Annotated in this window: 11 protein-coding genes; 8 read left to right on the plus strand and 3 right to left on the minus strand. The window is 72.0% G+C overall.

Annotated features, from left to right (window positions below; all coding sequences use genetic code 11):
* Nucleotides 1-894, plus strand: a complete 894-nt coding sequence (locus NR798_RS44580) for a hypothetical protein (RefSeq protein WP_375768715.1) — start codon at nt 1-3, stop codon at nt 892-894.
* 3 nt (nt 895-897) lie between these two features.
* Here the strand turns inward: NR798_RS44580 and NR798_RS44585 are convergent, their stop codons facing one another.
* Nucleotides 898-1,761 (minus strand): dienelactone hydrolase family protein, encoded by an 864-nt coding sequence (locus tag NR798_RS44585; RefSeq protein WP_375768716.1) that lies wholly within the window; start codon nt 1,759-1,761, stop codon nt 898-900.
* Nucleotides 1,762-1,956: 195 nt separating this feature from the next.
* A complete protein-coding gene (locus NR798_RS44590; RefSeq protein WP_375768717.1) occupies nt 1,957-2,739 on the minus strand; it encodes an FKBP-type peptidyl-prolyl cis-trans isomerase in 783 nt (260 codons plus the stop codon).
* A 194-nt stretch (nt 2,740-2,933) separates the two neighbouring features.
* Here NR798_RS44590 and NR798_RS44595 point away from each other — a divergent pair, with 194 nt between their 5' ends.
* The 6 genes from NR798_RS44595 to NR798_RS44620 all read left to right on the plus strand — a co-directional run bounded on the left by NR798_RS44595 (nt 2,934) and on the right by NR798_RS44620 (nt 10,892).
* Nucleotides 2,934-5,318 (plus strand): ATP-binding protein, encoded by a 2,385-nt coding sequence (locus tag NR798_RS44595; protein WP_375768718.1) that lies wholly within the window; start codon nt 2,934-2,936, stop codon nt 5,316-5,318.
* Nucleotides 5,319-5,481: 163 nt separating this feature from the next.
* Complete coding sequence (locus tag NR798_RS44600) at nt 5,482-6,714, plus strand: ATP-binding protein (RefSeq protein ID WP_375768719.1); 1,233 nt, start codon at nt 5,482-5,484, stop codon at nt 6,712-6,714.
* Entirely contained in the window at nt 6,704-8,218 is a 1,515-nt protein-coding gene (locus NR798_RS44605) for an ATP-binding protein (RefSeq protein WP_375768720.1), read from the plus strand. The genes NR798_RS44600 and NR798_RS44605 overlap by 11 nt, the downstream gene beginning before the upstream one ends.
* Before the next feature lie 49 nt (nt 8,219-8,267).
* Nucleotides 8,268-8,738, plus strand: a complete 471-nt coding sequence (locus NR798_RS44610; RefSeq protein ID WP_375768721.1) for an SRPBCC domain-containing protein — start codon at nt 8,268-8,270, stop codon at nt 8,736-8,738.
* A 208-nt stretch (nt 8,739-8,946) separates the two neighbouring features.
* Nucleotides 8,947-9,678 (plus strand): hypothetical protein, encoded by a 732-nt coding sequence (locus NR798_RS44615; protein WP_375768722.1) that lies wholly within the window; start codon nt 8,947-8,949, stop codon nt 9,676-9,678.
* Between the two features lie 107 nt (nt 9,679-9,785).
* Nucleotides 9,786-10,892, plus strand: coding sequence for a GNAT family N-acetyltransferase (locus NR798_RS44620; RefSeq protein WP_375768723.1), 1,107 nt, complete (start codon nt 9,786-9,788; stop codon nt 10,890-10,892).
* Nucleotides 10,893-10,904: 12 nt separating this feature from the next.
* Here NR798_RS44620 and NR798_RS44625 read toward each other — a convergent pair whose 3' ends face one another.
* Nucleotides 10,905-11,720, minus strand: coding sequence for a GNAT family N-acetyltransferase (locus NR798_RS44625; protein WP_375768724.1), 816 nt, complete (start codon nt 11,718-11,720; stop codon nt 10,905-10,907).
* 84 nt (nt 11,721-11,804) lie between these two features.
* On the opposite strand from NR798_RS44625, the gene NR798_RS44630 reads away from it, so the two are divergent.
* Nucleotides 11,805-13,010 (plus strand): tetratricopeptide repeat protein, encoded by a 1,206-nt coding sequence (locus tag NR798_RS44630; RefSeq protein ID WP_375768725.1) that lies wholly within the window; start codon nt 11,805-11,807, stop codon nt 13,008-13,010.
* The last annotated feature ends 40 nt before the right edge of the window (nt 13,011-13,050 follow it).

Below are 13,050 nucleotides of genomic sequence, written 5' to 3' on the forward strand. Positions count from 1 at the left end.
ATGCGGTTCGATGCCTACCTGGTGGTGGACTGGAGCGCCTCCAGCACACCGAAGCGGGGCCGGGACAGCATCTGGTGGGCGCTCGTGGCGTGGACCTCGCGCGGGCTCCGCCTGGAAGGAGCCGTGAATCCTCCCACTCGCGCCGAGGCCCTCGAGGGCCTTGGCACCCGGCTCGCGCGGGCCGTGGCGGACGGAGCCAGTGTCCTCGTGGGTTTCGACTTCGCGCTCGGCTATCCCCAGGGCACGGCGGCGGCGCTCGGGCTCGCGGGCGAGCCGTGGCGGGCCCTCTGGGACGAGTGGAGCCGCCTGGTGCGGGACACGCCGGACAACGGCAACAACCGCTTCGACGTGGCCGCGGCCCTCAACGCGCGCATCTCGGGAGGCGCCGGGCCCTTCTGGGGCCATCCCCGGGGCCACGCGGCGCCGCACCTCACCGCCACCCGCGCCTTCACCTACCCGGTGCGCGGGCTCGCGGAGAAGCGCCTCGCCGATGCGCGCACGCCCCGCGCGCAGCCCGTCTGGAAGCTCTGCGGCATCGGCTCCGTGGGCAGCCAGACGCTGCTGGGCCTTCCCCGCGTGCGCCAGCTCCTCGAGCATCCCCGGCTCGCCGGACACCTCCAGGTCTGGCCCTTCCAGACGGGCTTCACCCTGCCCCCGCGCGTCCCCGGCAAGGGAGGGCTCCTCCTCGCGGAGGTCTACCCTTCCCTCCTCACCGTCCCGGCCCGCGAGGGAGCCGTGAAGGACCGGCTCCAGGTCGAGGCGCTCGCGCGGCACTTCGCGGCGCTCGACGCGGCGGGCACCCTCGCGCCCCTCTTCGCTCCACCCCCGGGCCTCACCCCCGGACAACGGGACGCGGCCCTGCGCGAAGAGGGATGGATTCTGGGCGTCCGCTGAGCCCTACTGCTTCAGCGTCTCGTCCAGGAAGCCCCTCACCTGCTCCCACGCGGCGGCCGCGGCCTCGGCGTTGTAGCGCCCCGGGGCCGAGGGGTTCGCGAAGGCGTGCGGCGCGTCGTACTTCAGGATGCGGTGCGCCACCCCCGCGTCCGACAGCGCCTCGTCGAACTCCTCCACCACGTCGTTGGGAATCGACTCGTCCTTCGTGCCGAAGATGGCCAGCACCGGCGCCTTGATTGCCTTCAGCTCCTCCACGTTCAGCACCGGCCGCCCGTAGTACATCACCACCGCGCTCAGCTCCGGAATGGCCATGCCCGCGCGCAGCGACCACCCGCCTCCGAAGCACCAGCCGATGACGCCCGTGCGCGTCGACTGCACCCGTGACGCCGTCATCAGGTACTGGTTCGCCGCCTGGAGGATCTCCTGTGAGCGCTTCGGGTCCACCGTCTTCATGATGGCCATGGCCTCCTCGGGCGTGGTGGCCACCTTGCCGCCGTACAGGTCCACCGCCAGCGCCGCGTAGCCCTGGGCCGCCAGCCGGTCCGCCCAGTGCATGATGTGCTCGTTGAGTCCCCACCACTCGTGGATGACGAGCACCCCCGGAATGGGCTGGCGCGCGTTCTCCGGCAGGCTCAGGTAGGCCCGCGCCCCCGCTATCTCCAACAGCTGCCCCTTTCGGGGCGGCGCCGCCTCCGCCTTCAGCTCGTGCAGCCCCTGGAACTCCTTCTCCGTCAGGCCGCCCAGCTCCTCGCGCCGCGGCTCCGAGCCGCCCTTCTCCGCGCCCTGCTTCGCCGCACAGCCCGTCAAGGTGCCACTCAATGACAGCCACACCAGTGCCGCACACCCCAGCATCGTCCGCAGACTCATCCGCATCCTCTCCTCCGGGCCGCTCCCGTACCTGGGCCCTGGAGCGCGCTCCGGCGTAACGCGGCCCCCACCGCCCACGCCAGGGCGCTGTTGGACCCGGGAAGCCGGGTGCAAGAAAGACGACGGGCCATCGGGCACCGCCCCGGCGAGGGGAGGCCACCCGATGGCCCGTGAGGACCACCCAGGGACAGGCGGTTACTTCTTGGCCGGCTGGCCACCCGGCGCCGCGGGCTGGCCGCCCGGCGCGCCCGGAGCGGTGGGCTGGCCCGGCATGGCCGGCATCGGGGGCGGCTCATTCTTCTGCACGTCGAGCAGCTCCACCTCGAACACGAGCGCCGAGCCACCGGGGATGCCCGGCGTGCCACGGTCGCCGTAGGCCAGCTCGGACGGGCACACCAGCTGGGCCTTGCCGCCCACCTTCATCTTCTGCACGCCCTCGGTCCAGCAGCGGATGACGCCGTTGAGCGGGAACTGGGCCGGCTCGTTGCGCTTGTACGAGCTGTCGAACTCCTTGCCGTCCGGCAGCGTGCCCCGGTAGTTCACCTTCACGATGTCCGTGGCCGCCGGCTGCGCGCCGGTGCCCTCGGTGATGGACTTGTAGATGAGGCCGGACTCGGTGCGCACCGCGCCCTGCTCCTTGGCCTTCTCCTCCAGGAAGGTCTTGGACTTCTCCTTCTCCTTCTCCGCGCGGGCCGTGGAGCGGGTACGCGCCAGCTCCGGCAGCTTCGGGCCGAAGGCCTGGATGTCCACCGCGGGCTCCTTGCCCGTCACCTGCGCCGTCAGGCCCGCCTTCACGTACTCCAACTCCTCGGGCGTCATGTCGAAGACCTGGATCTGCCGGCCCAGCGTGAGGCCGAGCGCGTAGAAGGTCTTCTGGTCATCCGTCTGCGGCGTCGCCGCGGCACCACCGCCGCCTCCGCCCTGCTGCTGACAGCCCGCCACGGCGAGCATCACGGCCACCACCAGAAACTTCCTCATGTGTCCTTCCTTTCCAACCAGGGCAGCGACCGCTGCCCATGCCGGCGCCCTTATACAAGAAGACAGCGGTGGTCCGGCGGGGGAGCGGAACGTTCTTATCTTTTTCCGGTGAACCGGGAACCCGGGAGGCGGAATCCCCCGTCTCGCGCCCGCGGCGTGGCCCGGACCGGCTGTACACCGGGAGGCACTCGGGCATGGACATCGACGTGCGGCGCGTCCTGGACTCCCTGGGGGACCCCCTGCTGGCCCTGGACCGCTCGGGCCGCGTCCTCCATGCGAACGCGGGGCTGAAGGAGTTACTGGGTTGGAGCCGCCTGGAGCTGCTGGGCCGGCCCGTCTCCCTGGTGCTTCCCGGGGGGCTGCCGGGAGGCCCCACCCCCTCCCCCATGGACGGCCAGCCCTTCCGGGCGAGTGCCCTGCGGCGCGATGGCGGCCCGCGCGAGGTGGAGGTGCGGCTCTCCCCCTGGCCCGGGGGGGAGAACGAGGGGCTGCTCATCATCTCCCTGCGCTCGCTGGATGCCCAGGTGGAGCTCGAGCGGCAGCTGCGGCTGGGCCAGCGGATGCAGGTGCTGGATGCCGCGCTCATCCAGGTGTTCTCGTCCGCCTCGGACGAAGAGGAGGCGGCCTACGCCGTGCTCCGCGCCTGCGGGCAGATGGAAGGCTGGGCGCTGGGCACGTACTGGCGGATGGAGCGCCGGGACGGCGTGCTCGTGCCCCTCACCCTCTGGACGGCGGAGGGGAACCTGGGTGGCTTCACCCAGGCCACCTTGCGCGGCACCGTCACGCCTCCCGGGGGACTGACGGGCCTGGCGTGGGCCCGCCGGGAGCCCCTCTGGTGCGAGGACGTGACGCGGGACGCGCGCTTCCCCCTCGCGGACCTGGCGGCGCGGCACGGGCTGCACGGCGGCCTCTTCCTGCCCGTGCCGGGCAACGGCCATGTGCATGGGGTGCTGGAGCTGCTCAGCCGCGAGCCCCGGAAGGACCAGGAGGCGGACGAGGCCATCGCCACCGCGCTCGGCTACCACTTCGGCCGCTTCCTGGACCGGCTGCGCTCCATGGAGTTGGAGCACACCCGCGTCGACGGCCTGCGCTCGCTGTGGGACTCGGACCTGCTGGGGCTGTTCATCAGCGACGTGCATGGCCGTGTGCTGGAGGCCAACCCCGCCCTGCTGCGGATGCTGGGCTACTCGCGGCAGGACGTGCGCGAGGAGGCCCTCACGTGGACGGTGCTGATGCCCCCGCGCGACCACGTGGTGGCGGAGGACGCCCTGCGGCGGCTGCGCACCGGCGGCACCTTCCACTCCTTCGAGGGCACGCTGCTGCGCAAGAACGACAACGGCGTGCCGGTGCTGTTGGGCTCGGCGGGCCTGGGCGAGGGGCGGGTGGTGACCTTCGCGCTGGACCTGTCGGACTGGAAGCCGGCGGAGACCCGCCCCACCCAGGAGGCGGATGCCCGGCTCCAGGCGCTCATCGCCCACGCGCCCGTGGTGCTCTTCTCCCTGGACCGCGACGGCCTCTTCACCCTCTCCGAGGGCCACGGGCTGGAGACGCTGGGGCTCAAGCCCGGCCAGGTGGTGGGCATGTCCGTGTTCGATCTCTACCGCGCCGAGCCGGCCGTGCTCGCCCATGCGCGGCGGGCGCTCAGCGGGGAGGAGTTCTTCTCGGTGGAGCCGCTGAGCAACGGGCTGATGTACGAGACGCACTGGGTGCCGCTGCGCGACCCCCAGGGGCGGCTGGCGGGCACGCTCGGGCTGGCGGTGGACGTCACCCAGCGCGAGCGCGAGGCGCGCTGGCGGGCCCAGCTCTTCTCGCAGGCGCAGGAGGCCCGGGCGGATGCGGAGCGGATGGTGCGGCTGCGCGATGAGTTCCTCAGCATCGCCTCGCACGAGCTGAAGACGCCGCTCACCTCGGTGAGCCTGCAGCTGCACACGCTGCACAAGCGCGCGCGCCAGGGCTCCCGGCCGGAAGACGCCGAGACGGCCCAGCGGCTGGAGAAGGCGCAACGGCAGCTGCACAAGCTGGCGCGGATGATGGACGAGCTGCTGGACGTATCGCGCCTGGCCCAGGGGCGGCTGCGGCTGGAGCTGAGCGACGTGGACCTGGTGCAGTTGGTGCGCGAGGTGCTGGAGCGCTTCCAGGAGGAGGCCCAGCGCACGCACACGCCCCTGGAGCTGCGGGCCGAGGGGCCGGTGGTGGGCCGGTGGGACCGCTCGAAGCTGGAGCGGGTGGTGACCAACCTGGTGTCCAACGCGATGAAGTACGGGTCGGGGGCGCCGGTGGAGGTGCAGGTGCAGTCCAGCGGGGCCCTGGCGCTGCTGGAGGTGACGGACCATGGCATCGGCATCGCGCCGGAGGACCTGGAGCGCATCTTCGGCAAGTTCGAGCGCGCGGTCCCCGTCCGCCAGTACGGCGGATTTGGACTGGGGCTGTACATCGTGCGCCAGCTCGTGGAGGCCCTGGGCGGCGGGGTGGACGCGGAGAGCACCCCGGGCGCGGGCGCCACCTTCCACCTCGTGCTGCCGCTGGCGGGCCCCGAGAGCCGGCGGGAGCCTCCCTCCCCGCAGGAGGGCCTCCATTAGCCTGCCCGGTCCCCCAACGGCCGGGCGGCCGGGCGGTCTGACGGCGGAAGGAGGGCCGTATATTTTCCAGGACACCCCTCCGGACGTGGTGCGTTACATCTCTCGCTGCCGTGCCGCGTCCCATTCGTGATACGGCGGCATACCCGGGTTCTTGGGAGGAGCCATGCAAGCAGGGGACGCGCTGCGCACCAGCGTCTTGCTGGTGGATGACCAACCCGCTGACCTGGTGGCATTGGAGCGCCACCTGGAGCCCTTCGCGCTGCACCTGGTGAAGGCCGGCTCGGGAGAGGAGGCCCTGAACCGCCTGGAGGACGAGGACTTCGCGCTCGTGCTCATGGACGTGCGGATGCCGGGGCTGGACGGCTTCGAGACGGCGCGGCTGCTGCGCGAGCACGAGGCGCGGGGCCACGTGCCGCTCATCTTCCTCACGGGCGCGCCCCCCGAGGAGCACACGCTGGCGTACGCGAGCGGGGCGGTGGACTGGCTGCGCAAGCCGGTGGAGCCAGAGATTCTGCGGGCCAAGGTGCGCGTCTTCGTGGAGCTGTACCAGGAGCGCGAGACGCTGCGGCGCCAGCAGACCGAGCTGCGGGAGCGGGAGCGGGAGGTGCTGGAGGACGGGCGCCTGAGGGCCGAGGCCGAGCGCGAGCGGCTGGTGGTGGAGCTGCGCGAGGCGGTGCGCCTGCGCGACGAGTTCCTCTCCGTGGCCAGCCATGAGCTGAAGACGCCGCTGACGCCGCTGTCGCTGCGCCTGCAGTTGATGCAGCAGGGGTTGGAGAAGGAGGCGCCGGACGTGGAGCGGCTGCGCGGGCACGTGGAGGTGGCGCGCGGACAGGTGCGGCGGATGACGTCGCTGGTGGACAGCCTGCTGGACGCCACGCGCATCACCCGCGGCCGGCTCCCCCTGCGCCGCGAGCGGGACGTCGACCTGGTGGCCATCGTGCGCGACGTGGCCGCCGGCTTCGAGACGCAGGCGGTGCGCGCGGACTGCGCGGTGGAGATAGAGACCCCCGCCCGGGTGCTGGGCGAGTGGGACGTGCTGCGGCTGGAGCAGGTGGTGGCCAACCTGCTGTCCAACGCCCTCAAGTTCGGCGCTGGTGGGCCCGTGCGGGTGCGGCTGGAGGAGCACGCGGGGTGGGCCCGGCTGACGGTGCGCGACGAGGGCATCGGCATGAACGAAGAGGTGCGCGCGCGCATCTTCGGCCGCTTCGAGCGGGGCGTGTCGGAGCGGCACTACGGGGGCCTGGGCCTGGGCCTCTTCATCACCCATGAGGTGCTGGAGGCGCTGGGCGGCCGCATCCACGTGGAGAGCGCTCCGGGGAGGGGCTCCACCTTCACCGTCGAGCTGCCGTGCTCGTGTCCCGAGGAGGCCGGCGGAGGCACCCGCCATGATGCCTGAGCCACCGGAGACACGCCGCCCCCAGCGGGTGCTCGTGGTGGATGACAGCGAGTCCGATCGGCTCATGGCCGTGCGCGCCCTCACACGCGCCTTCCGCGGGCTCCAGGTGGAGCAGGTGGGCGAGGAGGAGCAGTGGCGCCAGGTACTGGAGCAGCCCCGCTTCGACGCCGTCATCGTCGACTACCAGCTGCACTGGGCCACGGGGCTGGAGCTGCTGCACACGCTGCAGCGGCACTGGCCGGGCATCCCCGTCATCATGCTCACCGGCACGGCCGATGAGTCGCAGGCGCTCGGCGCGGTGCAGGAGGGGCTGGAGGAGTACCTGCCCAAGACGCCCGAGTCGTACCAGCACCTGCCGCGCTCGGTGCGCTTCGCCCTGGAGCGGGCCCGCCAGCGCCAGGCGCTCCGCGAGTCGAACGAGACGCTGCGCCTGGTCATCGAGGGCGTGTACGGGCACGCCATCTTCCTGGTGGACCCCGGCCGGCGCATCGTCACCTGGAACGCGGGCGCGCAGGCCATCACCGGCTACAGCGAGGAGGAGGTGTTGGGACGGCCCTTCGCCCCCCTGCTGATTCCCGGGGAGCAGCACGGCGCGCAGCTCGAGCGGGAGATGGGGGAGTTGGAGCGGCGGGGCGTCTACACGGGCGAGGGCTGGCGGCTGCGCAAGGATGGAAGCCGCTTCTGGGCGGACATCACCGTGAGCGCCCTGCGCGGGGAGGAAGGAGCGCCGCGCGGCTTCACCGTGGTGCTGCGCGACGCCACGGAGCGGATGCGGGCCGAGGAGGCGCGCAGGCGGGCCGAGGAGTTCCGCGAGCGGCTGCTGGGCATCGTCAGCCATGACCTGCGCAGCCCCTTGCAGGCCATCTCGCTCCAGTCGCAGTTGCTGGCGCGCCGGGTGCGCACGGAGATGGTGGAGGCGGCCACGGCGCGCATCAACCAGGGCGCCGAGCGCATGACACGGATGATCGCGGATCTGCTGGACTTCACCCGGGGCCGGCTGGGCGGTGGCATCCCGGTGGAGCGCGAGCCGGGAGACCTCTTCGTCCTCACGTACGAGGTGCTGGAGGAGCTGCGGATGACCACGCTGCACAGCCGCATCTCCACGCAGGCCACGGGGGATGGGCGGGGTGAATGGGACAGGGACCGGCTCACGCAGGTGGTGCAGAACCTGATGTCCAATGCCTTGAAGCACGGGGCCAAGGGGACGCCCCTGCGGGTGACGATGGAGGGCGAGGGAGACCCGGTGGTGCTGTGCATCCAGAATCAGGGCACGCCCATTCCGTCCGAGCTGCTGCCGCACCTGTTCGATCCGTTCCGGCGGGGCCGGGGCGAGGGCGCCAACGACGCGCTGTCGGGAGGGCTGGGGCTGGGGCTCTACATCGTGCAGGAGATCGTCCATGCGCACGACGGAAGCATCACGGTGACGTCCGATGCGCGGACGGGGACGACGTTCACGTTGCGACTGCCGCGCCATGCGCTGGCCCCGAGAGCACCCGGCGGGTGAGCACCGGCCGCGGCGGGGGTGGTAGACCTCGGGCCCAGGAGGAGGAGACATGACGCAGGCCTCGATTGGAGTGGGCGTGGCGCGGGTGGAGGTGGAGGTGACGATCTCCGCGCCCCGGGAGCGCGTGTGGAAGGCCCTGGTGGAGGAGACGGGCCAGTGGTGGCCGAAGGACTTCTACGTGGGCCGGGAGCCCAAGGGCTTCATCCTCGAGGCGCGTCCGGGCGGCCGGATGTACGAGGACTGGGGCAACGATGCGGGGGCGCTCTGGTACACGGTGCTGGTGGTGGAGCCGCCGGCGGTGCTGGAGCTGGCGGGACACCTGACGCCGTCCTTTGGAGGACCCGCGACGACGACGGCACGCCTGACGTTGAAGGAGGAGCGAGGCGCGACGGTGGTGCGGGTGGAGGACGCGGTGTTCGGACGGGTGGACGAGAACACGAGTCCGCGGCTGCGCGAGGGCTGGCGCACGCTGATGGGGAGCGGGGGCCTGAAGGCGTACGTGGAGAAGCAGACGCCGTAACGGCAAACCCTCTCCACTCGCGCCCACTATCCCCTCTCCCCTCGGGAGAGGGTCGGGGTGAGGGTGCCCGGGCCCCTGGTTGAACCCATGCTCCACCCGAGCGCCTGCCCGGCCGCTGTGCCACCGGGCCAGCCAGCGTGTCCTCTGGTCGCATGGCGAAGCCCGGGGCACATGCCCACCGTGCCCCGAGCGGGGCGAGGGGGCGACGATGAAGGCACGGAGCGGACTGAGCGCGCTGCTGGTGCTCGCGGGGCTGGTGGCGGGAGCCGAGGCGCGGGCCGAGGAGCAGCAAGGCGGCCACGGCTGGGATGTCACGGTGGAGGCGAACACGGACTTCCCGCTGTCGGTGGGCGGGCGGCTGGGCGTGGAGTCCCCGTGGCGGCTGCGCCTGTCGACCTCGCTGGGCTACCTGCCGGCGGGGTACGTGGGGGTGGTGAACGATGTGGCGGTGGCGTTGGGCGCGTACGGCCGCAACGAGGCGGACCTCATCGAGAACGCGCTGAGGAACTCGCTGGTGTGGCGGACGCACGTGGGGTGGAGGCCCTTTGCGGGAGCGGGCCTGTACGTGGAGGGCGGCTACGGGCTGGTGGCGCTCGGCGGCGAGGTGAGCGCGGAGGACGTGCTGGCCTCGCTGATCGGCCTCGAGCCGCCCGAGGGCGAGGAGGCGCTGAACCGCGAGTACCGGGTGCGCTCGGTGTTGCACATGCTGGACGTGGAGCTGGGCTGGCGCTGGGGGTTGGGCGCGGGGTGGACGGCGCGCACGGCGCTGGGCGCGGCGTTCACGCTGGACTCCAACACCCGGGTGGAGCCCCAGTTCCAGCCGAGCCAGCCGCTGCTGGTCAACATCTTCTCGCGCCTGGCGGAGGGCGAGCTGGACAGGACCTTCGAGCGCTACGTGCACCTGCCGGTGCTCTCCTTCTCCATCGGCTACGCCTTCTGAGGTGACGGTTGCCCCCATGAGGCGCCCCTGCCCACTGCCCAGGCAACCGAGGCCCACCGAGTCCCCCGCCCACCGTGAGCCCGGCTCGCATACGCTGTGAGCCTCGTATGAGCCTCCTCCGCCGCGCGAAGCGAGAAGACAATCCCCAGTTGTTGGAGCTGTTCGGCTCGGTGCCGATGCAGGGCGAGCTGGTGCTGTCCACGCAGCGCTCGCCGGACTTCTTCCGCCTCTACGACATGCAGCGAGGAGACGCGGAGCTCTGGGTGAACGAGGTGGAGCGCGGCCTGGACGGGATGGGAGCCATCCTCGTGAGGGACGGCTGGCTGGAGGGCCGGCCGTGCCGGGTGGGCTACCTGGGAGACCTGCGCACGCGCTTCTCGGCGAGGCGGAGCCGGGGCCTGGCGCGCTTCTACGGCCCGGTGCTGGAGGAGACGGCGCAGCGGCTGGGCGTGGAGGCCTTCCTCACGGCGGTGATGGCGAGCAACTCGGCGGCGCTGCAGGCGCTGGTGAAGCGCAAGAAGCACCGCGAGGCCCAGCCGCACTACGCCCTGCTGCGCCGCTTCTCCGCGGTGTCGGTGCACTTCACCCGCCGCCTCGAGCCGAAGCGGGGCCACTTCCACGTGCGGCGCGCCACGCCCGGGGACCTCCCGGCCATGGAGGCGCTGCTGGACGCGGACCACCGCGCACGGCCCTTCGGCTACCGGTACGACCTCGGAGAGCTGCAACACCGGCTGGAGCGCTGGCCGGGCATGAGCGTGGAGGGCAGCTACCTGGCCTTCGACGGAGACGGGAAGCTGGTGGGGTGCACCTCGGTGTGGGACCCCGAGGCGGTGAAGCGCTACCGGGTGATGGCGTACCGGGGCTCGATGCGGTGGGTGAAGTGGGGCTACGACGCGATGGCCACGGTGCTGCGTGCGCCGCGGCTGCCCGAGCCGGGCAATGACTTCCGCTACTTCTACCTGTGCAACACGAGCGTGGCGGGCGAGGACCCGGCCATCCTGCGCGCCCTGGTGGAGCAGGTGTACGCGGACCACCACGGCAGGGGCTACCACTTCTTCACCCTCTACCTGGGCGAGGAGGATCCGCTCGCGCCCGCACTGCGGGGCTTCTTCCAGCGCAAGCTGGACTTCCACCTCTACGCGGTGACACCGGCCAGCATCGCGCGCGAGCGCTTCCCGGCGGGGCGCACCGGCTTCGAGATGGCGCTCGCCTGAGCCACCGCCCGCTCAGTACGACGCGAAGGGCGGCCGCACCATGACGAGCTTCGGGTAGGCGCAGCGGAAGCCCGCCTTCTCATAGCTGCGCTGCGAGGCCGTGGCCGGCTCGGTGGAGGCCGTCACCACATCGGCACCGTGCTCGGCGGCCCAGGCCATGCGCGCCTGGATGAGCGCGAGCTGGAGCCCCTGCCCGCGGAACAGCGGAACGACACCATCCGCGGACAGCAGGGCCACGCCCTCCGTCACCGACACCACGCCCACGCCCCGGGGCTCGCCCTTCTGGAGCGCGAGGAAGCAGGTATTGCCCGGCGTGCGGACGATGCCCACCCCACCGGACAGCTCCAGCTCGGACGACGGGGGCCGCCCCAGGTAGGAGAGGAAGAAGAGCTCGGCCCAGCGCCGCTCCTCGCCTGGGCGCAGCGGCCGCACCTCCACGCCCGGCACGGGCGGCGGCACCGGCGTGGGGGCCCGGAACCAGACCTGGAGGAAGCGCTCCACCCGGTAGCTCCGGGCACCCAGCTTCGCGGCGAGTGAGGGCTCGCAGAAGGGATTGAGCTCGATGCGGACGGCGCCCCCACCCTGCCCCAGCAGCTCCTCGATGCGGTCGAGGTCCCCCAGGCTCACCATCCCGTCGAGCCCCACGCCGACCGCGGCCGAGAAGGGCGAGCGAGGCCCGAGGTACAAGGCCCGCCCCCCGGCGACGCGGAGCGCGGGGACTCCCTGCCGCGAGGAGATGGGCGTCCGGTCGATCTGCTCCGCCTGGGCATTCTCGATGCGCCGCGCGAGCACGCGAGGGTCCTGAGCCGGAAGGAACGAGGCTGACATGGGGCGAGTCTGCTCGGAAGCCCCACGAGGGTCGAGCGCTTGCGAGCGATGCGTCCGGCATCTCATGCTTCGGGGATGCCAAGATTGCAATTCCTGGGGGGCGTGCTCGCCCTGCTCCTCGCTGGCGCCGGCTGCACGGCGGGCCGGGCCCATTCCACCCCGTCCGGGAGCCTGGCGGACGCCACCGAGGCGCGCCTGGAGCGGGCCGGGCCGGGCCTGCGGGGGCCGGAGCGCGAGGCCACGCTCACGGACCTGGAGGAGCTCGCGCGCGAGCTGGAGGCGCGGCTGAAGGAGCATCCCGAGGATGCGCGGCTCCACGGCTGGCTGGCGCGCACGGCCTTCTACCTGCAGCGGGAGGAGAAGGCGTTCACGGAGGCCGAGCGGGCGCTCGCGCTCGCGCCGGAGCAGGCCGAGTCCCACTACATCAAGGCCTTCCTCCTCGGCGGCCGGAACCAGGTGGAGACCGCCCTCGCCCACGCCACGCGCGCCACGGAGCTGGAGCCCGGGCAGGGCCGCTACTGGCAGTTGCTGGGGACGCTCTACCTGCAGCTCGACAAGCCGGTGGAGGCGCGCGCGGCGCTCGACAAGACACTGGCGCTGGAGCCGAGGAACGCGCAGGCGCTCTTCGTCCTGGGGCTGCTGGCCATGGATCAGGGCAGGCCGGACGAGGCGCTGGAGGCCTACGAGAAGGCGAGCGAGTACGAGCCGGGGTTCGCGATGGCGCACTACAACGCCGGGCAGCTCCTGCAGCTCAAGGGCGAGCCGGCGGCGGCGCTGGAGCGCTTCCAGAAGGCGGCGGACCTGGAGCCGGGGGACTGGAGGACGAGGGCCAAGCTGGTGCAGCTGCACCAGGCGCTGGGGAACAAGGAGAAGCGGGACGCGGAGCGCGAGGCCCTGCTGCTGCTGCGCCAGGCGGGCAAGGTGGACAAGGACTACTTCGTGCGGGATCAGTTCCAGGAGGGGGGCCGCAACGTCATGGTGGTGGAGAACTTCGAGCTGGAGGGGGACTGGGCCAAGCGCTACGAGTTCCAGGTGTACGCGCCGGACCAGGAGCGGCCCGCGCTCGTCCTCTCCCTGGGCTCCTACGCCTACACCAACGCCTTCGCGCGCGAGAAGGATCCGGACGGCCCGCGCATGTTCCATCTGGACGGCTACCATCCGGACGGCGCGCACGACACCTACGGCTTCTTCCACGGCGAGCCGTCCTACGACGAGACGCGAGAGATGGTCGTCTCCATCCTGAAGGGCGAGCTCAAGCCCATGTCCACGACGAAGCCCAGCCAGAAGTAGCCCGAGGAAGCCCCAAGAAGAACCCCCACCGTGAACACTT

This window comes from Archangium gephyra (assembly GCF_042230915.1).
Taxonomy (GTDB): domain Bacteria; phylum Myxococcota; class Myxococcia; order Myxococcales; family Myxococcaceae; genus Archangium; species Archangium gephyra_B.